Source organism: Thermoplasma sp. Kam2015 (assembly GCF_003205235.1).
Classification (GTDB): Archaea; Thermoplasmatota; Thermoplasmata; order Thermoplasmatales; family Thermoplasmataceae; genus Thermoplasma.
Window position 1 is genome coordinate 92,253 of sequence record NZ_QJSM01000020.1, and the last position, 26,092, is coordinate 118,344.

General features: G+C 37.1%; 24 protein-coding genes. 10 read left to right on the forward strand and 14 right to left on the reverse strand.

What is annotated here, in order from left to right:
* Positions 1 to 34: 34 nt before the first annotated feature.
* Positions 35 to 883, reverse strand: coding sequence for an FkbM family methyltransferase (locus DMB44_RS03655; protein ID WP_161952087.1), 849 nt, complete (start codon positions 881 to 883; stop codon positions 35 to 37).
* 443 nt (positions 884 to 1,326) lie between these two features.
* Between DMB44_RS03655 and DMB44_RS09755 the strand changes: the two genes are divergently transcribed.
* Entirely contained in the window at positions 1,327 to 2,001 is a 675-nt protein-coding gene (locus DMB44_RS09755; RefSeq protein WP_369907618.1) for a DUF2079 domain-containing protein, read from the forward strand.
* Positions 2,002 to 2,335: 334 nt separating this feature from the next.
* On the forward strand, positions 2,336 to 2,794 hold the full coding sequence (locus DMB44_RS03665) for a hypothetical protein (RefSeq protein WP_110640949.1): 459 nt from the start codon (positions 2,336 to 2,338) through the stop codon (positions 2,792 to 2,794).
* A 2-nt stretch (positions 2,795 to 2,796) separates the two neighbouring features.
* Here the strand turns inward: DMB44_RS03665 and DMB44_RS03670 are convergent, their stop codons facing one another.
* The 8 genes from DMB44_RS03670 to DMB44_RS03700 all read right to left on the reverse strand — a co-directional run bounded on the left by DMB44_RS03670 (position 2,797) and on the right by DMB44_RS03700 (position 9,677).
* Positions 2,797 to 3,636, reverse strand: coding sequence for a hypothetical protein (locus tag DMB44_RS03670; RefSeq protein WP_161952089.1), 840 nt, complete (start codon positions 3,634 to 3,636; stop codon positions 2,797 to 2,799).
* 596 nt (positions 3,637 to 4,232) lie between these two features.
* Entirely contained in the window at positions 4,233 to 5,066 is an 834-nt protein-coding gene (locus DMB44_RS03675) for a glycosyltransferase family 2 protein (protein ID WP_110640953.1), read from the reverse strand.
* A 207-nt stretch (positions 5,067 to 5,273) separates the two neighbouring features.
* A complete protein-coding gene (locus DMB44_RS03680) occupies positions 5,274 to 5,948 on the reverse strand; it encodes an NAD-dependent epimerase/dehydratase family protein (protein WP_369907614.1) in 675 nt (224 codons plus the stop codon).
* A 47-nt stretch (positions 5,949 to 5,995) separates the two neighbouring features.
* Complete coding sequence (locus DMB44_RS09760; RefSeq protein WP_201796926.1) at positions 5,996 to 6,130, reverse strand: hypothetical protein; 135 nt, start codon at positions 6,128 to 6,130, stop codon at positions 5,996 to 5,998.
* A 77-nt stretch (positions 6,131 to 6,207) separates the two neighbouring features.
* The gene (locus DMB44_RS03685; RefSeq protein WP_110640955.1) at positions 6,208 to 7,221 is read right to left on the reverse strand and encodes an NAD(P)-dependent oxidoreductase; all 1,014 of its coding nucleotides are present in this window, start codon (positions 7,219 to 7,221) and stop codon (positions 6,208 to 6,210) included.
* A 14-nt stretch (positions 7,222 to 7,235) separates the two neighbouring features.
* Positions 7,236 to 7,790 carry a dTDP-4-dehydrorhamnose 3,5-epimerase gene (rfbC, locus tag DMB44_RS03690; protein WP_110640957.1) on the reverse strand — a complete coding sequence of 185 codons (555 nt, stop codon included), beginning with the start codon at positions 7,788 to 7,790 and terminating at the stop codon, positions 7,236 to 7,238.
* A gap of 1 nt (position 7,791) precedes the next feature.
* Positions 7,792 to 8,628 (reverse strand): NAD(P)-dependent oxidoreductase, encoded by an 837-nt coding sequence (locus DMB44_RS03695; RefSeq protein WP_110641197.1) that lies wholly within the window; start codon positions 8,626 to 8,628, stop codon positions 7,792 to 7,794.
* Positions 8,628 to 9,677: a glucose-1-phosphate thymidylyltransferase gene (locus DMB44_RS03700; RefSeq protein ID WP_110640959.1), complete on the reverse strand. Its 1,050-nt coding sequence runs from the start codon at positions 9,675 to 9,677 to the stop codon at positions 8,628 to 8,630. Before DMB44_RS03700 ends, DMB44_RS03695 begins: the two co-directional genes overlap by 1 nt.
* Positions 9,678 to 10,198: 521 nt before the next feature.
* Here DMB44_RS03700 and DMB44_RS03705 point away from each other — a divergent pair.
* From DMB44_RS03705 to DMB44_RS03725, 5 genes are all read left to right on the forward strand, one after another.
* Positions 10,199 to 11,257, forward strand: coding sequence for a hypothetical protein (locus DMB44_RS03705; protein ID WP_110640961.1), 1,059 nt, complete (start codon positions 10,199 to 10,201; stop codon positions 11,255 to 11,257).
* 66 nt (positions 11,258 to 11,323) lie between these two features.
* Positions 11,324 to 12,565, forward strand: coding sequence for a glycosyltransferase family 4 protein (locus DMB44_RS03710; RefSeq protein WP_110640963.1), 1,242 nt, complete (start codon positions 11,324 to 11,326; stop codon positions 12,563 to 12,565).
* Positions 12,566 to 12,746: 181 nt separating this feature from the next.
* A complete protein-coding gene (locus DMB44_RS03715; protein WP_237265288.1) occupies positions 12,747 to 13,673 on the forward strand; it encodes a glycosyltransferase family 4 protein in 927 nt (308 codons plus the stop codon).
* 217 nt (positions 13,674 to 13,890) lie between these two features.
* Positions 13,891 to 14,091 carry a hypothetical protein gene (locus DMB44_RS03720; protein WP_153280121.1) on the forward strand — a complete coding sequence of 67 codons (201 nt, stop codon included), beginning with the start codon at positions 13,891 to 13,893 and terminating at the stop codon, positions 14,089 to 14,091.
* Between the two features lie 1,059 nt (positions 14,092 to 15,150).
* Positions 15,151 to 17,655, forward strand: coding sequence for a DUF2079 domain-containing protein (locus tag DMB44_RS03725; RefSeq protein WP_110640969.1), 2,505 nt, complete (start codon positions 15,151 to 15,153; stop codon positions 17,653 to 17,655).
* 1,489 nt (positions 17,656 to 19,144) lie between these two features.
* Here DMB44_RS03725 and DMB44_RS03735 read toward each other — a convergent pair.
* The 4 genes from DMB44_RS03735 to DMB44_RS09265 form a co-directional block, all read right to left on the reverse strand.
* Positions 19,145 to 20,323 (reverse strand): glycosyltransferase family 4 protein, encoded by a 1,179-nt coding sequence (locus DMB44_RS03735; RefSeq protein WP_110640972.1) that lies wholly within the window; start codon positions 20,321 to 20,323, stop codon positions 19,145 to 19,147.
* Between the two features lie 169 nt (positions 20,324 to 20,492).
* On the reverse strand, positions 20,493 to 20,873 hold the full coding sequence (locus tag DMB44_RS03740) for a hypothetical protein (protein WP_153280122.1): 381 nt from the start codon (positions 20,871 to 20,873) through the stop codon (positions 20,493 to 20,495).
* Between the two features lie 335 nt (positions 20,874 to 21,208).
* Complete coding sequence (locus tag DMB44_RS03745) at positions 21,209 to 21,412, reverse strand: hypothetical protein (RefSeq protein WP_110640976.1); 204 nt, start codon at positions 21,410 to 21,412, stop codon at positions 21,209 to 21,211.
* 23 nt (positions 21,413 to 21,435) lie between these two features.
* On the reverse strand, positions 21,436 to 21,588 hold the full coding sequence (locus DMB44_RS09265; protein ID WP_153280123.1) for a hypothetical protein: 153 nt from the start codon (positions 21,586 to 21,588) through the stop codon (positions 21,436 to 21,438).
* A 721-nt stretch (positions 21,589 to 22,309) separates the two neighbouring features.
* On the opposite strand from DMB44_RS09265, the gene DMB44_RS03750 reads away from it, so the two are divergent.
* The gene (locus tag DMB44_RS03750) at positions 22,310 to 22,837 is read left to right on the forward strand and encodes a hypothetical protein (RefSeq protein ID WP_110640978.1); all 528 of its coding nucleotides are present in this window, start codon (positions 22,310 to 22,312) and stop codon (positions 22,835 to 22,837) included.
* A 714-nt stretch (positions 22,838 to 23,551) separates the two neighbouring features.
* Positions 23,552 to 24,124, forward strand: a complete 573-nt coding sequence (locus tag DMB44_RS03755; RefSeq protein WP_161952090.1) for a class I SAM-dependent methyltransferase — start codon at positions 23,552 to 23,554, stop codon at positions 24,122 to 24,124.
* 3 nt (positions 24,125 to 24,127) lie between these two features.
* On the opposite strand, the gene DMB44_RS03760 is transcribed toward DMB44_RS03755, so the two are convergent.
* A complete protein-coding gene (locus DMB44_RS03760) occupies positions 24,128 to 25,252 on the reverse strand; it encodes a glycosyltransferase family 4 protein (protein WP_161952091.1) in 1,125 nt (374 codons plus the stop codon).
* A 274-nt stretch (positions 25,253 to 25,526) separates the two neighbouring features.
* On the opposite strand from DMB44_RS03760, the gene DMB44_RS03765 reads away from it, so the two are divergent.
* On the forward strand, positions 25,527 to 25,706 hold the full coding sequence (locus DMB44_RS03765; protein WP_153280124.1) for a hypothetical protein: 180 nt from the start codon (positions 25,527 to 25,529) through the stop codon (positions 25,704 to 25,706).
* The last annotated feature ends 386 nt before the right edge of the window (positions 25,707 to 26,092 follow it).

Consider the following 26,092-nt stretch of genomic DNA (forward strand, 5'->3'; position numbering starts at 1 on the left):
TATATTTACTTTTCTGGATTAATCTTCGCATGGACTATTTCTTTATCCAGAACTGATTGGCTATGTATCCTTTTACAGGCTTCTGGTCCTCCTTGATCAATTTGAAATCCAGGGAGTCGAGAAGTTCGATGACTTCAGTCCGCAGCTCTAGGGAATGTACTTCTATGATGATTTCTTTTGTTTTCTCTAGGGTCTGAAGGGCTCCTCTGAGTACGTCCATCTCGAAGCCTTCAACGTCTATCTTTATTAAGTCCGGACTGAGATCGTAATCGTCCAGCCTTCTCATCTTTATATTTATCTTATCGCCTGTCCCAAAGGCGTTCACCATATCTCCTGAGAAATTTACTGTCATTATTTTATCATCGCTCCCGAGGGCAACGTCATAGCATTCGCAATCCAGAGCGTTGAGTTCTATATTTTTCTTGAGAACATCGAAGTTATGCGGCAACGGCTCAAATGCGATCACCTTGCGCGCGCCACGCATATAGAAATAGAGGACGCTGTCGCCTGTCTGAGCGCCAACGTCTATGACAACCTTATCTTTATAATCGAAATAGGAATATTGCCCATAGAAAAAGGTTTCCTTGAATGAAAATTTGCTTGATCTGTTGTCAACGTTAAAGTATATCTTTGCGGTGTCAATTCCAACATTTATATATCTTTTAAAATTATTGGCCTTCCTTTCATTGTGAAATAGGTCGAGAATTAGATCTTTCAATGTTAAGTTCAGATCCGTTATCTCGTTTAACTTGTATCTGATCGATCTATTAGGTATCGATTCTATAGGAAATTTCTTAAGCAGAATAACCATCAATGATGGTTTTTGGGCCATTAAATATTCTTCATTGTAGAACGCACTTTTGACTATCGCTCGTGGTTCCATACAGTTTGTTGCTTTTCGCATATAAATATGACCTTTTATAGATATTTATAGGCTTATGGTATGCTTTTATGTATGTAAATATGCAAAAAAATGATATGAACTTTTCGATTGTAGAAAATGAGACATATAGTTTATGCATATATATGTATGAAAAACTTGTAGATACTCCACACATACTCATCTGTTTGGAAAAGCAGAATTTTTCACTTTTCTATTTGAATCTTTACGCTTTACAAGAATATATAAAGAGATTCCCATTTAACCACATAATGAACCATCGTTGGCTCTATCTCACGGCGGCTTTCACGATCATCTTCTCGATACTATCTTCGCTGATGTCAATTATGAAGTACGACACCTTTCATTCTGATGTCTTGGATCTCGGAGTTTCGTCTTATCTCATACAGCATGCTATGAGTACGAAACCGCCGGTATACTGGAAGATGATATATTTTATCATTTTTCCAATCTACTCGCTATATCCAAATCCTGCAATCCTATTGATATTTCAAAATACGTTCATTACATTTGGATCGATTCCACTATATTTAATTGCGAAAAAGAGGATCGGATCCGAATTCTATGCCTTTCTCATCTCCGTATCATGGATCTTATACTACCCAATATGGGGTGTGGAATGGTTCGACTTTCATTTTATGGCCCTATTTCCGACTTTATTTCTCACAGCGGTAGCGCTTCTATACTATGGAAAATTCAGATCATCCATCCTCGCCATGTACCTTGCTGCAATCACAGATTATATGGCGCCCCTGCTGATCCTGTTCTTTTTACTCGTCATGTTTATGAAGAAGTACAAAGCGCCCAGATATTATTATATCTCGCTTATGATTCCCTTCTTTATAGTTTTCGTCATCGTTAACCTATATTTTGGTTATTACGCGCTAGGTTTTTTGAATTATCCATATATTATATATCATCCTTATATAATTACGGCGATGTGGACGAAAAAGCTTGGTTATTTCTCTATGATATTATTACCATTTGTATTTACACCAATTTTATCATATGAGATATTAGCGATCGTTCCGTATGTTGGGCTGAGCCTTGTCCATACATACCGTACATCTCGCCAATACTGTATCAGTATCCAGCGCTGATTTCACCCCTATTGTTCATCGCCTATATCTCAACACTCGAAAGAACCAAGGAGCATAAGAAGATCGCAAACTATAAGGGCATAGCCATCGCCTCATTCGCTATTATTTGCGCAACTTGGATCCTCTTCACTCCCTATGGAAATCTCATAACAAACGATAATTCCCATTTTTCATACATAACGAAGCGGTCGGCGGAAATTATCAAACTAGAGAGAGGTTAACCTATACCTCATATGACAGCTATCTTTATAAGGCAACATCCTACATTCCGCGGGGTTCTACCGTTGCCATACAGAATAATATGCCACAACTTGTTTCAGATTATAGGTGGGTATTGCCGATCAACGATTACAATGGCTCGCCTTCGTATATAATAGACGATCCGTATAGCATATGGTTCTACAACACTTCAATTTCGCCTGGATCTTACATAAATTTCATTGGCTATTCAAACACCAAGCTGGGAAACAGCTACGGAATAATGTATGAAGCCGATGGTATTGCGGCTTTAGAAAAAAATTATACGGAAAATCCAGTTTATTTCATACCCTATACTTTGAATACAACCACCAATGCATACATAAGATTCATACCGCCAGGGTTGTATTTAATTAATATGCATTTCAACGGCACCTTCAGTATTATAGCGGATCAGGGCATCATTAAGCCCGTCAATATAAACGGGACCTTTATGTTCTATGCGAACGTATTCCTTTCAAACGTGCACTTCTCTTCGAAGATGTATGGTTATGTCTCCATAGTTGAGATCAAACCTACATTGAATGATGAGTAGGACTATCCTTCAAATCTATATAGCATTCCATTTTTGTCAATGAGATCCAATACCTGTTGCACGTCCCATTTTGAATAGAAATATTTTGTCGTTTCCCTACCGAACTGTTTTGAATAATTTATACCGTGGGATGTCTCCTTATGCTCTGCTTTAATATTTCTGGAGATAGATAGATGGTATCCGGATCTTATTACTTCTAGGCAAAAGTCCATGTCCTCCATTCCCATCCTATAGTTTTCATCATAACCTGTAATTCTGTCGATAACTTCGCCCCTTATGAAATGGTATGCGGCTGTCAATAGGCCATGTTTTGGCTTACCTATTGTATGAGAGTTCATAAACAATAAAAAGGGAAATATGCCTTCGGCTTTATAATTCATTATCTTTCTAACAGAATCGAAAGGAGCTTGATAGTACGTGATCATTTTCCAAAAATATTCCAATGACGGTGCCTTTACCACATACATACCCGCATGTTGAATTTCGCCATCAGAGTAATAAAGTATGGAACCAATGATCCCAGTTCTTGGATCGCGTTCGCTTAGCTTGATGGATTCTATTAATGTATCCCTATTCACGATGACATCATCATTGATGTTCAGATAATAATCAGAATGAATTTCTTCAATTCCGCGATTGACAGAACGAGAATAGCGGAAATCGGCACCAGAGTCTTCGACCGCCGTGAGGTAAATATCGTAGCCAGTAACTTCATCCGCAGCCTCTCTTAATGCAGCTGCGGCAGTTTTATATCTGATATCGCTGGTATCAGGGGTCGGGATAATGATGCTGATCGTTTTGTCACCCTGATTAGAGACTAATCTATCAGATTTTATTCTCATGGTCAGACAGAGCCATTGCCTGAAATACATATAAACATTTCCATTGAATAATTTGGACTGTTCTTATTAAGAACTACAACTGATGATTAGTCTTTAAACAGCATGGTTTACATCGTTATTTGATATAAAAAAATTAAAATAATATTTTACGTAAACTTCTTGAGAAGCAGACCAAAATACAACTACATATTACTGGGATAGCTTTGAGTTGATCAAGAAAAAAGATGAGGCGATAATTAGATGCTGGATATTATAATTAGAGTTTGATTAGAATTGACAGGGATTTGGCTGTTAGGATCGGTAAAACCCAAAGGCTACGCGATCCAATACACGTAAGGAGAAAAATTAGGCTCTGCTGTTCAAATACATGCTGCTGGATATTTGAACATCGGTAAACCTGTCACAGCGAAGGTTTCAGGGCGTGTTCGAAAGGGCCAGATAACTGCGATATCAATATATCGGATTCAATTCTGAATTTCGAAGCACAATGATCCGGGGTCTAAACCAATATCGGCCCCATGAGAAAGAAGATCATCAACACTATAGGATTATTCTGCGAACGATCATGCGCCAATGGTTAAATTGAAGTTGGAACCCTAGTCCAAATAGAGCTCCCCATTCCTGTCCAGCAAGCTCTCTATAAGCCTCTTATTCCATTTACTTAGAAAATATCTCTCCGTATCCTTTCCAAACAACTTTGAGTAGTTTAGACCGTGGTAAGTCTCATAGTGGATGCCCTTTACGACTGTAGTCATTGCTACCTTGAATCCTTTCTTGATGGCTTCAAGGCAGAAGTCGATGTCCTCTGATCCCATTCTAAAGTTTTCATCATATCCGCCGGTTGATTTTATAGTATCTCTGCTAATAAAATGATATGCACCAGTTACAAGGCCCTTTTTTGGTAGTTTATAAATATGCGAATTGTAGAAGACAATAAAATCGAGATTCCCCTCTTTCAGATGCCGCTCATACTGCTTTAACATAAAAAATGGAGCTCTGTTTTGCAATGCCATATACTTAAGATATGCCAGCGATAGCGACCTCATATATCCTATTCCCGCATGCTGTATCTTCCCGGTCGGATAAAAGGATAATGCACCCAAGACACCGATCCTGTATGATTCTGCCATCAAAATTGAGTTCAAAAGCGCATCATCGTAAACGAGAAAGTCGTCGTTGATGTTCAGATAATAATCAGCTTCAAGTTCCTCCAAGCCTGAATTAACGGATCTAGAATAATTGAACTCAGAACCTGAGCTCTCAACAGTGGTCAGATAGAAACTGGCAGATTCGCGTGCCACTTGCGAAGCAATGCTCAATCTAAACCGGGCCTTTTTATAAATCTCACTGCTCATATCTGGCGTAGGTACGACTATATTTACTGTCTTAGAGGCCTCCGACTTAACCAGCACTTCATTGTATATTCTCATGCGGATCAAAAATTCAGTAAGATCTCATATAATAGTTTTTTTATGTATATACTTGAGCAAAGTTAACCTACATCTAAACAAATAGAAAAGAAAATGATAAAACATTAATTAATACTATAACAAAGGAATCAGATACAGAACGATATTGTTAGAATTTGTAGACATAAACGCAATAGGTGGTATGCCGGATGTAGGTTTATGAATGGATTATAGATCAGAATTTTTCTGCTTTGGCTCATCCCAATTCCAGGGTGTATCCTCTTTAAAATATTCATCGTTTATAAGCGGCCTCCACCACCATTCATTTTTGACATACCAATCCACAGTAATGGCTATTCCCTTATCAAAAGGCGTCAACTCATACCTCAATTTCGTATTCCTCATAGCGTAGATCACGTCATGACCTGGCCTATCCTCTACGCGCCTGATCGATAACTTCATGTGTTTCCCGATCTCAGCAAGAACTTCTCTATTCTCCAGCGTACCGGATCCTGCAGCATTGTATATTTCACCACTTTTACCGTTTTCCGCAATGTCCTTTATGATCCTTGAAAGGTCTTCCACGTATATCCAGTTCCGCCTCTGCGTTCCATCGCCGTAGAGCGGGACATGGAGGCCCATGATCGTCCTTATTATCGCCTTTGGGATGAATTTCTCCGGATACTGCCTAGGCCCGTATGCATTCGAAGGCCTAACGATCAAAGCATCGACGCCGTACGTGCGTATGTACGATTTCACGAATAGATCCGCCGAGGCCTTCGACGAGGAATATGGCGATGATGGATTGACCGGCGAAAGCTCGTCCACTTCGCTCTCACCGTAGACCTCGTCCGTAGATATGTGAACGTACCTGAAATCGTATCTCCTGGCAAGATCCAACACGTTAATAGGGCCTTCTATGTTAGTATGAACAAAACGCCATGGATCGTTTATCGATCGACATGCGACTCGGCGGCGAAGTTAACGACGGTATCCAGTCTATATCTCTCTACGATTTCTCCAAGGAATGGCGATGCCACATCCCCCTTTATGAAATCGCATTCAACGCCCTTCAGATTCTCCATCCTGCCTGCGTACGTAAGCTTATGGTATACCGCATATTTCCAAGGTAGAAAACACTTACAAATAAAAAGAAATGCAATCAAAATATAATTTTGGCCTTTAGATTTAAAAATTTATTTATGTTGCTTTCACTGTTTAACAACATTTTATAATAATTAACCGTATGCATCTGAGGCAGATCCTCCAACCCTTCCTTGCATCTGTCGATTATCTCCTCTACGCCATATTCAAGATCGAATTTCGTCTCGAATTTGAGCAGATCGCGTGCGGAATCAAATTTTACCTGATAGGATCTGTTGTCTGGATCGCCATATAATTCTAATTTTGTATCCTTTCCCAGTTTATTCATGACGATTTGTGCAACATCCTTTATCCGCATGTTGAGCTTCTCATTACCTATGTTAATAGCTCTCCCGCCGATCTCGTCGTTCGATTCTATTGCTTGGATTAGAGCCCTTGAGACATCCTTTACATGTATGAAAGGTCTATACTGATTTCCGTCCCTCATCATCCTTACGATTCTATTCTTATATCCGTAGAAAGTCATAGCATTAATAACCAGATCTAGTCTGAATCTCTTTGAATAACCGAATACCGTAGCGAATCTTAGAGCAGTTGCTCTAAAGGAGTTATCATTCAAAGAAAGGTTATCCCTCTCAACGGCAACATTTGCTTCCGCATAAGTTGTAAGTGGATTGGTTGGTGTTGATTCGTCTGATATTCCTTCCCTGAAGCCATATACAGAGCATGATGAGGCTACGACGTATCTTTTAGTTCCAAGTTTTTTGGCCAACCTCGCTATCCTAACTCTTCCTATGTAATTTATATCCCAGGTGGCCATTTTGTCAAGATCACCGGATGGATCGTTAGAGAGCGCGGCGAGATCAATAACAGCATCGAAACCACGCAAAAGAGATGGATCGCAGGTTCTAATGTCTTCTCTGATTATGTAAGCGCCGTCATATTCATCCTCCGGATCATCATAATCCAAGAATCCCCTATCGATAACGGATACATGATGACCTCTGCTCAATAGTTCTGGAACCAGTATTCTTCCTATATATCCTGTACCACCAGTTACAAGTATATTCATAACCTTTCATCCTCCTATTTTATAAATTTGTTTGCTCTGAATTCCTTCAGTGTAGGCCATGTCTTATCCTTGTCCGATATTATTTCTGGCTTCATCGGCCATTTTATATTTATATCTGGATCATTCCATATTATGCCTCCCTCGCTTTCTTTATTATATTCATGCGTAGCCTTATAATGAACTATTGAATCTTCCAGCGCTAGAAAACCATGGGCGAAGCCTTCAGGGATCCAGAGCATGTTCTTATTTTCACCGCTCAGTACGGCGAAAACGTATTTGCCAAAGGTATTAGAGTTCTCCCGAATGTCAACCGCAACGTCAAATATCTTTCCAGTTATCACCCTCACAAGTTTACCTTGTGCATATGGTTCCTTTTGAAAATGGAGCCCCCTCAACACCCCCTTTTTTGAAAAACTTTGGTTATCCTGATCAAGATCGATGGAAATTCCGTTCTTGGAGAACTCGCTTTTCTTGTACGTTTCATAAAAATAACCTCTTTCGTCTCCAAACACTTTAGGTTCCACAAGCGTTACGCCTTCTATATCGGTCCTCTTAAATAAGAATGGCATATCATATCACCTCATATTTTTCTCTAAGCATTTCAATTCCAGCATCTATATCCTCAAATTGATATTTAATTATCCTCTTTGCCCTTTCATTATTTAGAGAAGAATCATATGGACGCTTGGCTAATAGTGTCTTCCTTTCACCTTCCATAATTATTCTTCCGCGGTCAATACCTAACCTTTCTTTGATTCTTGTTGCAAAATCAAAACGTGATATCCTAGGCCCAGAAACGTGGATGATGCCATAGAGACGCCTTGAAATGATCTCCCTGATGGCAAAAGCAAGCTGTCTAACGTGTATGGGAGAATAATACGAATCTATGCATGTAACGGTGCCTCCGGATCTCAATGTCTTAGCTACATACAGGGGGAAATTAGTCTTGACGCCATATACCCCAGATGTCCGAATAACTAGCGAATCATCGTATGATAATGCAAACGCCTCTCCCATAAGCTTGCTTAGACCGTAGTAATTTATGGGATTCGGAATGTCGGACTCACTATAATTACCCTTTGATCCGTCAAATACATAATCTGTGGATATATGAATTAGATATGAACCGACAACGGAGGCGGCACGTGCTATGTGTTTCACCGCTATGGAATTGACACCGTAAGCCTCGTCTGCATGGGTCTCGCAGTAGTCTACATCTGTAATAGCTGCTGCATTCACTATAACATCAGGTGATACCTTCATTATCGTGTCTTCGATAGAGTTCGTATTTCTCAGATCAAGATGTAAATCCGACTTTTCACGCCTCGAGGTTCCAATCGCATCATCGATAATATTCATCAATTCAGAACCAAGCTGTCCATCTTTGCCTATTATTAATGTTATCATTACCATCCCCTCACGATGCTTGTCTTCTCACCAACTACGATCCTATAATGTGAATTTTTTCCGTCTCCTGCGATCTTTGACTCACTTCCAATTATGGATTCAGAAATTCTAATGTTATTTACCACTGAAGAATCTAATATCAGTGAATATTCTATATCTGCATCCTTGACCTCTGAGCGATCGCCTATGGTTGTATAAGGGCCGACCCTGGCATTCTCGATCGTAACGTTATTGCCAATATGAACTGGACCTATAATCTTTGAATTATGTATAATGCTTCCATATCCTATGAAGGATCTGCCCAGTACTTCTGAATTTTCTATCGATCCGAAATTCTTCTCTTTGCCGAATCTGTCCAGGAGCTTCATATTCGCCTCGAGCAAGTCGTTTGGGTTTCCGGTGTCCTTCCACCAGCTCTCGGCGATCTTAAAGGTGACTTTACGATGATCGTCGATCATATCCTGCAGCGCTTCGGTTATCTCAAGCTCGTTTCTCCAGCTCGGCTTTAATTCGGCGATGTAATCGAAGACGATCGGCTTGAAGTAGTATACGCCTATGAGCGCTAGATCGGATATGATCTCCTTCGGCTTTTCGACGAGCTTCACTATACGATCGCCATCTGTTACTGCAACGCCGAATGCCCTTGGATCTTTAACATGAGCAAGGAGGAGGGACGCGTCGCTGCCATTGGACGCGATAGGAAGGATATCGTCAAAGAGAACGTTGTCGCCTAAATATACGATGAAATCATCGTTGTCGATGAAATCCTTACACCGGTATATAGCCTCTGCTATGCCCCTGGCCTTTCCTTGATAAATATATTCTATGTTGACGCCGAATTTTCTACCATCACCATAATATTCAATGACCTTTCTTGGGCTGTTTTCTCCCAAAACGATAGCTATATTGTCTACACCGGCGTCCTTCAATTTCTCCAAGGCCCATTGGGATATGGGCTTACCAGCAATGTTTATGAGCTGCTTTGGGCCTGTATGCGTAAGAGGACGTAAACGCGTACCTTGGCCTCCATGGAGGATGATACCTTTCATCACAAGCTTTATGATGTAGCTATTTATAAATTTACTCAGCTGATTTTTATGGAAAATAAAATAATTATATCTATCAGCTAATGTATTAATAAGAAAGTATTATTTTTATTCCTACTTAAATAATTGTGAAATATATCAACAAATGATCCCATGATCAAAGATTGCCGTAAAATATGTATAGTTTTTCTCGTACTGGAGACGAGATAGGAGATTAAAAATCTTGCATACAGATTTTCAACAATTGATTTAAAAATAGGCCTTCTATTTTATAGTTCTACGCTGATAATTTTCAAGAATCCGACATAGACATGCTATCTTGGCTCTATGGAGTTAGCGTAGATGACATTACTTAATTTAGGCAAGACTAGAATGTCAATATGCTAATCCTCTATAGACATGCAATGTATATTAAGATCCATAGTATATTAGAATAATATTCCTTAATTCTTTGATAAATCCATGTAATCAAATTATAAAATATCAAAAAGAAATTCTATTATAAAAAATCCGTATAACTTAACGTGGCTATTCCAACTAAAATCATGAATATGAGCAGAAGGCGATGTCCCATTGAAAAAAGCAACGAGAGTGTCTTCTTTAGTCTTGTTGATTACCGCAACAACTACTTTATGAGCGATGATCCTGATAAAATTATTGAATTCTATGAAGGATTCGAAAACCGCGATCAGCTTATTCAATGGATGAAGGAAAGACCAAAGGGCGCATCTTATATACACGAAGTAGAAGGCGATAAGGACATAATCGTTGTTATACCAACTGCGGACTTCAACGGTAAATACGCAAAGACTTGTCGAGAGGAGATATTCAAAGGTCTGCACATGGTATTCATTGAGAGCGGAGAGATACCGGATCCGTACTTCAACTATTCTCATAGCGTAAACGTTGGAGTTAAAAAAGCGATGGAGTACGAACCAAAATGGATAATCGTTTCGAACGATGACATGGAAAAAATTGATGATATATCTATTTTAATAAAGGATTTACGGGATATAGATCCTGTTGAGGTCAAAACGGTTTATATTGCGAGTTCAGAATACCATAGTACAAAGAGAATCATAATTAAAAAGCGATTTCTGTACAGTCATATAATTCTTCTTAAGCGGCTCATTCTTAATGGACGTGAGTTGCACGAACTTACGAAGAGGAGGATCAAATTGGAGAAAAAATTTTATTGTTCATATATAATTGCTCCGGAAAATCTAATATATAAAGTTCTTGGGAGGGTCGTTGGATCTATGATCGTTGGCATGTCTTTTTGGATCTTCGGAAAAGTTTTGATTTCTGAATATAACGGAAGTATTTTTGACGAAACATTCATAAATGACAGTGAGGATATAGATCTATCATTTAGACTATCAAGCAGGAATTTGAAATATGGGAGATCTTCCTATAGAATTGGAGATAGGATCGGATCAAGTTTAGGTTCTTATAGAAATAAGAAACTAAATATGATCGGATTCGGAATAAATTCTAAAAATATGCTATCGGGCGTTATAAGGGAATTCCGGTCTATAGCAAGTGTAGTGTACCTAAATTCAAAAGACTTCAAAGGATTATAACCTCCATACATTTTTAAAATAATTTAAAAATAGTATAGTTTTTTAAGCGGAAAATCATACTTGAGCATGAAAATAGGTATAACGGGTCCAGATCTCATTTTATCCCACGGCGGAGCTCAAAATCATACACTTAATGTTATCAGAATCCTTTCAAATTATTTCGAATTCATATATTTTCCAGATCCTTACTTTTATGATAAATATAGGCATTACAGAAATGCTGTTAAAGAGCGAGTTAAAACTATGACCTTGGAAGGCCTAAAGTTGCCATCCTCTTTTGACGCAATCCTAGATGAAAATTATAGCTATAATGAGATAATCAAAATCTATTCCGAAGAACAGTTTGATTATATCTTTGATTTTGATTTTAACAGCAGGAGTATCATACCATATGATTTTATTACAGTTTTTAGCAAAATTAAGAACGTCAAATTTGGAGTGGCATTACAGGGTCTTGCTGACATTAGTCTAAGATTGCCGAAATTTTTTTTTGATACCATTCGCCTAGATGGGGGCTTTAAGATACCGTTGTTCAGGGCGTACCAATATTTCATGAGAAAGGTTATGATATACAAGCTTACGCATGCTGAAAATAATAATATAATAATGATAATGAATAAGAATTACTGGGAGAACATAAGGCTGGAGGATCATAATGTCAGGATCCTTTTTCCTTCGAATGGTTGGCTAAACAATATAACATCGGATGGAAATTTAACAAATTTAGATAATATACTGATGAAAAAGCAAGAAAAAATCATCTATTTTGCTAGGCTGAGTTACGGCAAGGGTCTATTTGACATACCCAAAATTCTTCTGGCGATATCGGATAAAAGGAAGATAAAACTCACAGTAGTGGGAAAATTCGAATATGAGGATGAAAGGATAAGGTTTTTCAGAATGCTTGAGAAATATGGTTTATCAGATCTTGTTGACTATCGGGGTTTTCTCGGTGATAAGGAACTCTATGAAGAGATCCTTTCCTCTAAAGTAATGCTATATCCTAGCCATAGCGATTCATTTTCTATCGCTATTCTTCAGGCCCTTTCGCTCCGAACGCCAGTTGTTGCATATAACATCGCTGGTCTCCGTATTTATTCCGGTCTCTCTGCCGTGAAGCTTGTCGATGAATTTGATTATGATGCCATGGCAGATGCTGTAATTGATTTTATAAGCAAGGGAAATTACGATGATCTTTTCAGCGATGCAAATTTAAAAGAATTTCTTAGGCTTCATACTTGGGAAAACGTTGCAGAACAGTACAAAGACGTCTTCGCTAGAATAGCCGAAGATTTAAAAATAAAATGACTTAAATTTATTATGGCATATGGCATTTCGATTTATGGAAGGTGCCATCATCGATGAGTTCACTAGGGTAGGCGGCGGTCAAGTCTTATCGAGATTGATTGCACATACATTCAGCGAGAATGGCATGACCGTACATTTCGTAACAGATTCGAGGCATCCCTTTCTAGATCTTAAAGTGAACATGATCGAGACCCATTATGATTACAGGGAGAATATGCCTTACATCCTTTTATTGCGAAAGATTATGCAGACAAGAGCAGACTTAAAGAATATCTTCTCAAAATATAAGTTTGATATAACTTTCAATAACCACCCTAACATGTTCCTTTATAACGCGGACATCAATGCGCTTCATGGATTTTCATTCTTGGATCCCATAATAGATGAGTATGGAAACATAGAGAAAAGGTTTATTTTTGAGGCCATAAAGCGTTCGCATCTTTATGACATATACGATGGTGCTGTCTTTTATGTCAATAGCAAGTATACTCTTGGTCTTGCCAAGAGTCTGTTTCCAAGACTTGGCATAAAACCAAGGATCATGAAAGTTATCTACATTCCCGTAGAACCCAAAGAAAAGGTGGATCTTTCGAATAAGATGGATAATACGGTAATCTCAATAGGCAGAATAAATAAAGGAAAGAATTATGATTTGCTCATGGATATTGCTCGAAAACTTGACGATTACAGGTTTTACATAGTAGGGGCGGTGAACGAAGGAGACGAGAAATATTATGATTATTTGATGAGGATAAAACCCAAGAACGTAGAGATCATTCCAAATGCTGATGAATCAACAAAGAATAGCCTGTTGAAGAAAAGCTCGATATACCTACATACTAATAGGAAGGAAAACTATGGCATATCCATATTAGAAGCAATGTCATACGGCATCATTCCCGTTGTGCCTAAGAGCGGAGGCCCTTGGCTAGACATAACTGAAGAGGGAAAATATGGATATGGCTATGGTAGTGTGGAGGAAGCTGTTGAAGTTATTGGATCAATTGATCAAAACAGGCGTATCGAGGTATATGAGTCTATGGGAAGGTTTTCATATGATAAATTCAAGCAGGGAATAGAAGATCTTATGAACACAGCAATGAAATGAATTGTTGATGATATGTTCTTCATAAGAAAATTTCATTCAGTTTCTTATCCTCTCAGCCCCTATATCCCAGAATTTAATTTTCAATTTTTTCATTCTATGGGTTATGATCTTAGATTATTCTAGAGTTTGAGAAAATAACTTAATAAAATTATTTTTGGAGTGTTTCTATTATCAATTACAACGATAATACCAACATGTTAGTTCAAGATGATCATTGGTGTCACGAATTTTGTCTAAACCCCGGAACAAGAGAGGTAAATCCCATGCGCCAGGAGACATACCTCTGCTGAACGAAACGGAGGTACTTGTAAAGATGGAAGTTGTAAAGAAGACTGTGATGGGATGCCCTAAGAGCTTAATGAGGACAGAAAGGGATATTTTTGAAGAACACGGCGGTCTGAAGAATGGATTCTATTAGAGAGGCATCAGAACGAAGTATGGGGGTAGAAGGGCCTGCAGTTCCAAGAGAAAGGAGGGCAATTTCAGAACCGGAATATTTGATACTTATACAAGGTTCATTGAAATAGATGTATCAATAGTATCCCCCTACTCAAAAGGCATGTCAACAATAAAATCCCCAGAAATTCTGGGAGCGATACTCTAGAGTCGCTGCTGAAGATCCTCCATATCAAAAATAACATATGCGAGTATAGAGGTGAAGAGACTCCAGAACAGTTCTCTTGATTAAAGGTACATAGCCATATCCTTTGATGCGCAGTTCTTCTTCTTAAGAAGCGATACAGTTGAAAAGGAGCCTATTTTCTTTCCAATGAGCATCAAGGAATCTGGGGAATATTAGATACTTGGCTTCTACACAGCTATAAAGGAATCCCACAACTCCCATGTGGAGGTTGTGAAGGATCTCTACAACAGATGAGTCAGGGAACCTCTGTGGTTCATAGCCGATGAAATACCAAAGCTCGATGAGGAAATAAGGAAGATATATCTAAGATCAGATTTCCAGATCTGCGCGATGCATCAAGGGACTTCGTATCAGAGATGGGGGAGGCGGACAAGACGATAGTAGACAGACAGTTCAGGGGGCATTTCCATCTGAAATAAGGGAATACAGCCTTGAGAGATTCAATGAATCGGATCCTTATGAAAGAAGCATCCAAGACGGGTATACAGTGTGGAGAGGAAGTTAAACTATCTCTTCACCTATCTTCAGTACCCTCAGGCAATAAGGAAATCGATGAATAGCAGCAACATCATTGAATACGAACAGAAAGATCAGAAGATGAATAGAGATAATAGAATTCTTACCCATGAAGGAATCCGCTTTAAAAATCATATATCTTAGGGTCACAGAGCTCAATGCGAAATGGTCTCATAGAATTATAAACGGATATTTTAAATGTAGGGACGAGTTGGAATAAATGTTCAGTGAGAGGTATCCTTAAATTTACATATAATTTGGGATGCCATCGAAGGTCTTGAAAAAAATTAATATAGGATATATTCCGTTGTGGGATTGATGTCCTCGAAAATCGATGCTTTTGATGTTCTTATAGCATTTATTATATTCTGGTCCGCGTTCAATCTATGGATCATATTTTATAGTGTTTATGACTTGTCTAATGGTGGTATAATCGATACATCTACTATTCTTCAGTCCATGTTTTCAGCATTCTACGGTGATCCATTCATAAACACAGTTCCTGGAGGCTCTTTTTTCAGCGTCCATGCATCAACGATAATGTTTATGTTGCTTCCATTCTTTGCAATAGGGCACAATTTCATGACTCTTTATTCAATTCAGGACATCCTAGTATTCTCTTCCGCAGTACCATTCTTTCTTATAGCTAAGGAAAAGCTGGATGACGAATGGTCGGCTTTTTTCATAAGCGTAGCATACATAATCAGCCCCCTTATACAGATCAGCGTCGTGGAAGTTCTGACGCTATTTCTTCCGTTCATTATTTTTTCTTATTACTTCTATGTAAAACATATGCATTGGGCATTCATAATAACATTGATACTTTCCATGTCAACAATGGAGTTCAATCCCATCATAACAGCTACGCTTGGTTTTTACTTCGTCTCAAGCTTCCTGTGGAATAAATGGCATAAGGTCAGTTCGCCAAAAATCAGCAGCAAGTTGAAAAACGTTTTAAGAGAACTGAAAAGTGGACTGTTTGCGATGAAGATTAACCAGCTTAACCTGGGAGTCATAGTTTTGATAACGTCTATTGCGTTTCTCTATTTAGATGACAGGATGATTTTATATTTTTCAAACGGAACACACCTCATAACTTCTAATCTTGCCACAAGCAACATATCTTCCCTGTCCTCTATAATAAGTACATTCAAGATTGGACTAACCTCAAAGATCGATAGCCTGCTGAGTATGAATGAACCATTCCTTTTTCTTTCCTTACTCGATCCATTTGCTCTGCTAGAGCTTCCATGGTTCTTTGCATATTCAATAACTGATTTCGGAGGATACTGGCAGCCGGGCATATATTACATGTCCGCTTATGTTTATCCATTCGCAGCAATTTCCGCCGTTTTTGGTTTGCATAGGATATACAGATTGCTGGAAGGCAGTAAGAACAAAATAAAAGTGATAAGGCACATTGCATTCCTTATCCTCATTGTTGGTATTACGTTCGCGATTTCTGACACCTTTATTCCAATGTCTCAGAGCAACATTGGTGCAAACGCATCGAATGGGTATGCGGTCCAGGAGCTGTCGTCCCTCATTCCCGTAAATGCTTCAGTATATACGGGTGTGAATGAGCTGCCGATAGTTTCATCACAGGCTTACAATACATGGTTTTACGGTCCAGATAGGCAGTATGTAATCTTTAAAACGATGAGCCCTCCAGATCTTACAGGCTATGGTCCTGTCGGCGTTTACGGGGAATACGCACTCTACGAGAGAAATTACAGTGGAAATATTAAAATTTTCAAGCCCTATCTACATGGTTCATCCTCATTTCCTCTCGGATCATCATTTTCATATCATCCACTAACTGGCTATGTCTTGCCAAAAGGAAATTATGATGTCAACTTAAATATCAATTATTTCGGAGAAGATGTTATAGATTTTGGTTCAGGCGGGAAAAGCACACTGTTACTAAATGACACATATGCGCTGGTATATCCGTTTAAGACGAATCAGAGTGGAAACATTATTGCAGTTACAGCGAACGATTTCATGTGGTATGGATACTATGACATTTCGGAGATGATCACGACCTCTCTAAATATAACGTCTTCTTCAATTATAGAGGCTTATACCTATGCAACTTATCAAGATCAGTATAGTTACGGTTATTTCCCGACTTTTGCGAATCTTAAGGCCAATCAAACGTACTACCTTTGGCTCTGGTCTTCAGGAGATCCGGGTGGTCTTTATTTTAAAGGAAGCTACGGATCATCAAATGTCTCATATATAGCGAAAATATACAACAACAGTGGTACCTCACCATATGGATATCAGTTTAACAGGATTTATGGCATAAAGGATTCCAAGTTTATGCCTTCATTTTCTCTTATCTTTTCTTCTAGGTATATTCATTGTCCATCAAATATATCAATAAGCGTTGGTTCATATAATAAATCACAAAAAATAGATGGAGAAATAAAGCTCCATTACTCAACCAGCTCTCCCTATTTTTATATCAATTCCACGAAACTGAATGGCAGTTTGACGATATCTTATACGCTCACATCTGATACAGGGTCACCGATCATTCCGTATGTATATGCATATCCGTATGCGATGCTAGCAATTCCATTCGGGTTCGGTTTCGTATCATATTTCATTTCTGGATCTTTCCGTAGGATGAAAAAGAGAAAAGGAATGCTTTCTTACTTGCCTTTATTTGTATCATTAGCTCTCTTTTACGTCTTGTTTTCATTAAATTACTTTGATGTCGTCCATATTTCGATGAACATATTTACTATTACAGGAATAGCATCCGCTATATCATTTTTTTACTACATACTCAATAAGTTTGGCAATAATAAATGATATATATTTATAAAATTATTAAAAATGTTTTCAACCATATCTTTTAATTATGATCTTATTGATTGATTTTATAATGGTTTCCGAACGCAAAGACCATCGAATCTAGCTATTAATAAAGATAGAGAAATATACTGCAAGTCCGTTGTCGTTTATTTATTTCCTTATGTATATATTACATTCACAAGGAAACATTACAATTCTCCAGTGTATAATGTGACAATGAAACCATATAAACGTAGAATCCTGATTAATCATTTATTAAGAATAACAAGATTTTGTGATACAGCGATCTTCACTTTTAATTATCAAATTCAGACTTCCCTATTTTTCATTATACGGAATATGATAGCAAAGAGGAGAAAATTTTTGAGCCGCAAACATAAGTGAAAGAATCGGCCTTCGTATAGCAATAGATCAAGATACAAATAATAGAGAAAAGGCATAATAATGATAGGTAAGATAAGATATCTGAAAAAATGCATTTAAATTTTATAGTTTTTATGGTGGAGAATCGAAGGGCTTCAACCTATTTTTTCGACGAGATCACCGACGACAAAGGTTCTAAATTATTGGAAATGGGTTTTCCAGAAACCCTGACTGAAAAACTTTTTAATGATCTAATGATCAAAAAACATAAATCTTCTTTAATCAATTTTCCTAAAGGATGCAAGTAAATATAGAAACTTGGTGATCCTTTAACAGGTATATCAGATAGGATTGACTTTTAAAGCATAGGCCAATACTCTCTGATCTTTATGAAAATTATACAGAGAATGGATGAAGATCAAATTATGATCCGGTACTTATTGCGAAGGTTCTACTATCGCAGTGATGCTGCGATCCCTCTGATCCTAGGATAGAAAAGGAGATCAGAGACTGCATATCATTCATGAACTTCCTTGGATATTCTGAATGTTACCTGAACGGAACGCCATATGGTATTTCCGCGAGAGATAATCGAAGACTAGAAAGGATGGTATCGTTTTCAATGAGATAAGGGATCAGATCATAGAAAAAGGAATAAGGATAAAACCAGGAACAATGCAGGATGCCTATTTCATAGAGGCAGATCAGGAGGATACGGTAAATTCAGAGCAAATGATGAAAATGGGAAAATAAATATGTAGAATCAGCAATGAAGAACCTAAATAAAGCAATTTTAAAATTCATAAAATATCGATATATGCAATATGAAATTACGCAGAATGCGAAAGTCCCATTCAAATTAGCATCCAATTTACGAAATCCTACAGCATTATATGTTTTAATGAGAGAAAAATAACATTATGCTCATCATTCTTTGATTCGTTAAATTAGATACCAATATCTTTTCTTGTGCAAGTAAAATAATATTTGCTTTTTAGCAGTTACATCAAGTAAAATATAAACCTTAGCTGACGAATTGTTAGCCCCTACGTAAAGTTATGCGTTGATTCGCAACCAGATGACAAACGGTCAACTCAAGTTCGTCAAATTTGATCTAATCTATCTAAATATTGAAAATTGGAATGTCTTCCTTAGCTGTGATAGATATAAGCATTTTCTCCAAAAGATCATCTATAACATTAACATCAAAATGTTCTTTTGCAATATTCCTTATCTTAATACGCATCATCATATACTTGTCGGCATCATCGCCCTTCATGCTGCTAAATTCGTATATCTTTTGAAGAAATTCATCAACCGATCTATCAGAAATAACTATATTGTCTCCTATCACGTCCTTGATATATAAAAGACCACTTGTGGACGTGCTTATGATCGGTAGTCCAGAAGCAAGCCCCTCAATGCTGGAGACGCTCAGCGATTCATATTTGGAAAGATTGATCATAAGATCAGATCTCGAAAGTATATCCCTCTTCGTGTCCTCATCTACCTGGCCATAAAAATTTACATTCTTTCTGTTTATTCGTCTGGATATATGTTCTGCATCTTTACCTATGATGTGGTAGGTAATAGAATCATTTGACGTCTTCAATATTCTTAAAAGAAGATCTGATCCTTTGTTTTTTGTTATCTTATTTAGGAATACCACGTTAAAGCCATCCGATTCTTTCACAGAAAATTTTGAAAAATCTATATTGCATTGCGGTATCAAATAGATGTTCTTAAAGCCTAGTTTTCTATAAAATTCTCTTTGATAGTTATTCTGCGCCTGCACAATTATATTTCTATCAATATTTCTAAAAATGGATCCTGTAATCACTCTTGATAGGAAGCGATTTAGAGCGTTTTTTCTTGCATCGAGTATTTCAAAATAGGTACCATGGTTAGCTAGTATAACCTTCTTGGTCTTATTATCAGCCGTTTCATTTTTTATCAAGTTTAAGAAAAGGTAATTTGGATTCTGAAAATAGTAAAAATCATAACTCTTAATAATTTCATACGTTCTCCTTCGCTTAATCAAGCCTATCAAACCGACGGAGATATTATGTGTGATCTTAAGGATCAGTCTGTTGGCGAAAGGATCATGTTTGAAGGCATCCTTGATATACGTAATATTACCCGTATTGATATTCTTTCTTTCGAATTCGCTGCCAGATCCAAGTATGGTGACATCATACCCTAAGCGTTCTGCTATAGTGGCTATCTGAATAGCACTACGCTCGCCACCGCCATCGTACTCAAGATTTGATCCTCCTAAAACCACGAACTTCTCAGAAGCCATTTTTACTTACATCGTCAAAATGCATATAAAACTTAAGATCTAAATCTCTTATTTAATCCTAACACCTCAACTTTCTAAAATATAATCCCCATTAGCATTCTAATGATGATTATTTTACCAATTTCGATAACAGACATTATCAATTCTCCGTTGATAGATACCAATGATACTAGTAGGACGTCCTTAAGAGGCAATCCTCCATCTTGAACCTGTGCTTGAAAAGCCACGACGGTATAGATAAGTACTGTTCTGTCTTGTCTGATATCTTTTCGACATCCGGATCGTCAAGGGATAGGGAGACCCCCTTCCTGTACTTCCTCACTAAATTAAGGAATGATCGTGTTATTGTATCTTCACAGTAGAGACTGTTGAGTTTATACATCACGATCTGGACGATCTTCTCACTCTTTCCATATGGGAGTTCCCTAATGGATTCCGAGTCATTTCCCAACCTGTGGAGGTTCTCTCCATCCTGGTAGAGCATGAACTTGATCAGTTTCTTGGCCATATCAAGTTCGTTCTCTCTACCTGAATCCTTTACCCTGTGCAAGCTCCTTTTCTATGTGGAAGAGACCTCCCTGTCCCCATATACGTATGCCGAGATATGTTAAACTTACCCAGAACAGAAGAGTTGTGGTATCCTTCCATTGTTATGTATGTTTCTCCGTTAACATTGAATATTTCCAGCGATCGGACAAAGAAATCGATCAATTTTTTCTGAGAGATAGGCAAGGATCGATGCAACAGAGCTTCGTTTATGAATCCCCCAGCAGTGCCCTATATTTATTAATGCTGTCAATAATCATGTACTGTTCGCCATATGCAGAGTAACCTAACAAATACATAACGACATCCTGTACTGGAAGCATATACTTCCCAATAGTCTCATGCGGTATCATCATATTTCCAAGTATGCGGAATAGATCCATCGCTTCTCTTAGGGGTCTTTATCCTCGACTTGACGCCCTTCTCCTCCGCATCGTCTTGGCAATGCTTCCTGGAGCCGTAGATCGGGGAACGAGCAACAAGAGAATACCTGCAGTTCCTGCAGATATACATCTGCTCAGTGAAAAGAGATCCGTTCTTCATAGTCCTTAAACACGTACCGTTACTCATGAACCTATGAGATAGTTTTCCTTCAGTTCCAGATACATTATGGATTTGTTATTGAACATAAAAACTGGAGATGAACATATGGATGAGAAGTCATCGGGTGATGTTGAAACTCTCCTGAACTCAGTATATGGCGCTTTCCACAATCGCATGTAAAGAAATGGTTCCATCATATTTCATGCTTTCAGTCTTGTGTTATGAATTACGAAGAAATCGGCTGATTTTTTACAATGCCGTTTATCCCATCGTAATGCGACGACGATTCCTTTAGCTGAATGCGGATTATACAGGAAAGATAATTTATATGAGATTTATTAATTTATGATAATATATTATTACTTGAAGATAAAGAAGTATTCATTTTCAAAGTAGAGTATTGTAATCGTAGTTACGAATTGCCATAAGAATAGACATGAAATTCCAGTTTCTGCAGAGTCTTCTCGCATCTTTATCATCTTTCATGTCAATTCATGATAGGAGATATTTCGTATGGTGATACAATACCTACAATACCAACATGGTATCAATGGAATTATGAATTCCTTACGTATTTTACAGAATTTCAGGCATAGGATAGGATTTCAGTGATCATTTGGTATTGTTACATAGTATTGTAAAGCTACAATACCATTAAAATCTCGTATTTTATGGGCTTTTCTATAAATCTATATGTAGGGGTATTGTATGAATTTATAATTGGTATTGTATAGGTTAATTTTTGTATTGTATAATTAAACAATTCAATCTAATGCATGCGATCTTTTTGTCCAACTGTCTATCTCTTAGGATTCGCCCCATATGGTATTGCATTATGGTATGTAAAATATATTATCAATACCATAATATTAATATATAATGATGCATTGACTGTTTATGAGCAAAAAAGATGGCGAAATAGTCTATCTGATCAGAGCAGGCTATTCGCCTACAACTATAAGGAAGAAGACCGGAACCAGCATAAGGCACATCGAGGTAGTCTATAGAAGTATAAAGGATGATCTTGATCCGGAGCTCTGTGACGCATACGATTATAAATTCGCAGAGCTGAAGGAGAAGAACTACGATCATGTCAATGATGCTAAGGAGAGGCAAAGCCAGTTAAGGGATCCGGACATAATGAGACAGGAGCAGGAAAAGAAGATAACCAGCGCCCAGCAGGCAATCGGCGTCTCAAAGGAGATAATGCAGGACTGGGAGGAGCGCCTTCGTGCCGCAAAGAAGATGAAGGAATGGAACGATAAGTACGGCTTCCTGATCAAGGGCTTGGCCTTCAAGGACTTTGAAGATATGATAGAGCATCTGATGCCACTGCTTGTTGGATTATACAAGAATTCAACCGCAAGCGTATTCGATGAAGTTCTCGATATAGCTGCCGCCCGCAAACTGGCCGATCTTTTATGAATTTTGCTCTCTAAAAATATTTATTTCGATTCAATATTTTTACTTGATTTGATCAAAAGAGATCCTTTATTTCTTCGCTCCATATTTTAATCGATCTTTTTGAAGACTAAACCGCTTATTATGCTTGATTAATCGATAATGACGACTCTTTGAATATTCCTTTTTAATTTCCTTTCCCATTTCATAAACTCTTCTCCCAAGCCATTCTATGATTACGTATACTGCTATTATTGTACTATTTAGTATGGATATGCCCGCCAATATGAAAGTTTTTACCTCTCCTATTCATGAGACTGATACTAAGCCTGATGCGACAAAGATGTTGATCGATAAAGTAATATAATCCCAACAAACGATACGAATTCAAGAATAAACAGCATACGCTTAAAAACATCATGTTTGAGAATGTAAGGGGATTGGGAAAATACATATCAGGAAAGGTAAAAGAACTTAAGTTCAAGATATCGGACATTGTAATCAAGGAACGATGATATGGAGATGAGACTATTTCGATCAGTTTCAGCTGGCAGAAAGGATGAGGAAAGCAAATTAACGTCGAATATGAATAGAAAAATTTTTTTAGGACAGAATGATAGATCCTTTAAGGAAAGCAAGGATAGAAATGAATAAAATTGATTATGAGGAAGAGTATATATATATATGCACAAAAAACGAATAGCACACATTTTGTCCGTTGTCTCTAAAGAAGCTAGAATGGGAGATAAAATAGGAATAATAGGCTATTCTGTGTTTGATGATATGTTTAGAGAACATATTAAGAATGCTTTCTTCTATAATATTGTACCGAATGAGGATTTCATAGAGACAAAGTATCAAAAGTATCATGACTATATAATCTTTTATGATATAACAGATAGTAGCTCTAGTGATCCGCCCATTAAATTTGATTTGATCATATTTACGGAAGTTCTCGAACATCTTTTGGCAAAAGATGAAATTATATTAATCAACATTTCTAAGCTTATAAAGGATCGTGGAAAACTTATATTTTCTGTGCCAAATGTATCGGCTCTTGGTAAAATAGTTTCATTAAATTTTGGCAAAAATCCGTATATGACTAAGGATCAAATATTGAACGGGTCTTTTTCTGGATATGGGCATATAAGAGAATATTCGTTTAACGAGGTTAAGACTCTTCTCTCAAAAAACTTTAGGATTATCCGATTAGAGGGATGGAATGATTATCCTAATAAGTTTAATAAAATCTCTAAAATTTTACCAAAAATCTATGCGGAGACAATATTCGCATTGTGCGAGAAACCATAGTAATCAAGTAATTGCATTGATTACACCTTCTTCATATTTTTTAATTGCATTAATAAATTCTGCTCCCATTTTTTCTAAGGAATAATTTTTTGATGTTTCGATGCCCTTATAGGCCATTTCTATTCTTTTATCTGGATGATCTACCAATTCGATAACTTTTTTTGCTATAGCTTCTGGATCCATTATAGGAACAAGATGTCCATTGATCCCTTCATTGATCATTTCTTCTGGCCCACCACATGCTGTAGCAACAGGAACACAACCGCATGACATAGCTTCAAGTACAGGTGTAGAAAAACCTTCCACCAATGATGGCAATATAAATATGGAAGCTATGTTGAAGAGCTTAATATATTCTGAATCAGAAACATAGCCATGATGTTCAATATAAATAGGTATTTTTTTATTATAAGTTCCGAAACTTATTAATTTCACTTCAGGTCTCATATTTTTTATAATTTCTGCGGCTTTTATTCCGATGTCCCCACCCTTATCTTCTCCTGATCTGAGTTGAATTAATACTAACTTGCCATCTCTTTTCTCCGGAGCGATTATGATCTTTCCTTTGATATGAGAAGTCACAGTTATCTTTAAGGGTTTTTCAGTACTAAATCTCTCTAACATTTTTCTGTTTATAACGATTTTTTTTAATGGCAAATCATAACTTTCATTAGCTAATTTCGATAAATTCTTAGAAAATGATGGATCGTCTTCATTATTTTGGACCAAGTAATATTTTAGGCGAGCATCTTTAGATGAAGCTACAAAGTAGGATGTTTGCCAGGCAGTAGCTATGAGTCGTTCTGTATTAATTTGTGGGATGTCAGGTGATATTATATAACTAGGATCTTTAAAATTAAGTTCTTTAAGGAACTCATACCTAACATCCGGTATTATTTTTTTTATTAATTTATTTTTTTTCTTAAGCAGAAAAATAAGGAATCTAATTAAATATTTGCTATTTAGTATTTCATAGATTTTGTATTTCAAAGATTCTTTTTTAAATTCTTCCAGCAATTGTTTATCTCTGGTGATTTTATATAATCCTCTATTAATATCTTTAAGAAAAATCAACAGAACACTATATCCTTGGCTAATGAGGTATTCCCTCAATTCAAATACGACCAAATAACCTCCAGGCGGTGCGAAACTAAAACCGGGAAGAATGAAAGTGAAATCATAACTTCTATTATATAGTCTCATTTAATTTGTTCATAATTCACATATTTATAAAGTTTCTGACAGTCGATTATTATTTACCCCATTATAGTGTTATGAATTTTGTCTAAATCTCTGGAACAAAAGAAGTAAATCTCTTGAACCGAAGAGACACGAATGAATATGGAAAGGTGGATGAGAAAACGACTGTTAAAAGGCTGTGAATGGATATCTGGAAACATTGATGAAAACAGAGAGGAATGTGTTCATAGATGAGTATGAAAGAACAAAGAATGGATTCTATTACAAAAAAATAAAAACTGAGTTTGGAGAGATAGAAAATCAATCAGTACCAAGAAATATGGGAGGTAATTTCAGAACTGGAATATTTGATCTTTATTCTCTTCAACACATATATGGATAATTAGGTTAACCATATAACCTTATTAATTATCCATTCTAAGGGAATATCTACAAGGAAAGCTTAAGAAATAAATTGATAATAATCTGATACAATATTCCAGAACAGATATAGATCATCCATCTCAAGAATAATAAATGCCACTATAGAGGAAGTTAATAGATTACATTCAAGATACCTTGATTATAGATACATAGGAATATTCCTTGATGCATTAATTTCCTTTATTCTTCTTCCACGTAAAGGATACTGTGCAGAAGGAGTCAATAATATTTAACATGGGAATTAAAGAATACCATCTCTCATATACAGAAGTTGTAAAAGACCTATACGGTAGGGATATAAGAAAGCCTTTGCAGTTCATAATAGATGGTATCCCAAAACTTGAT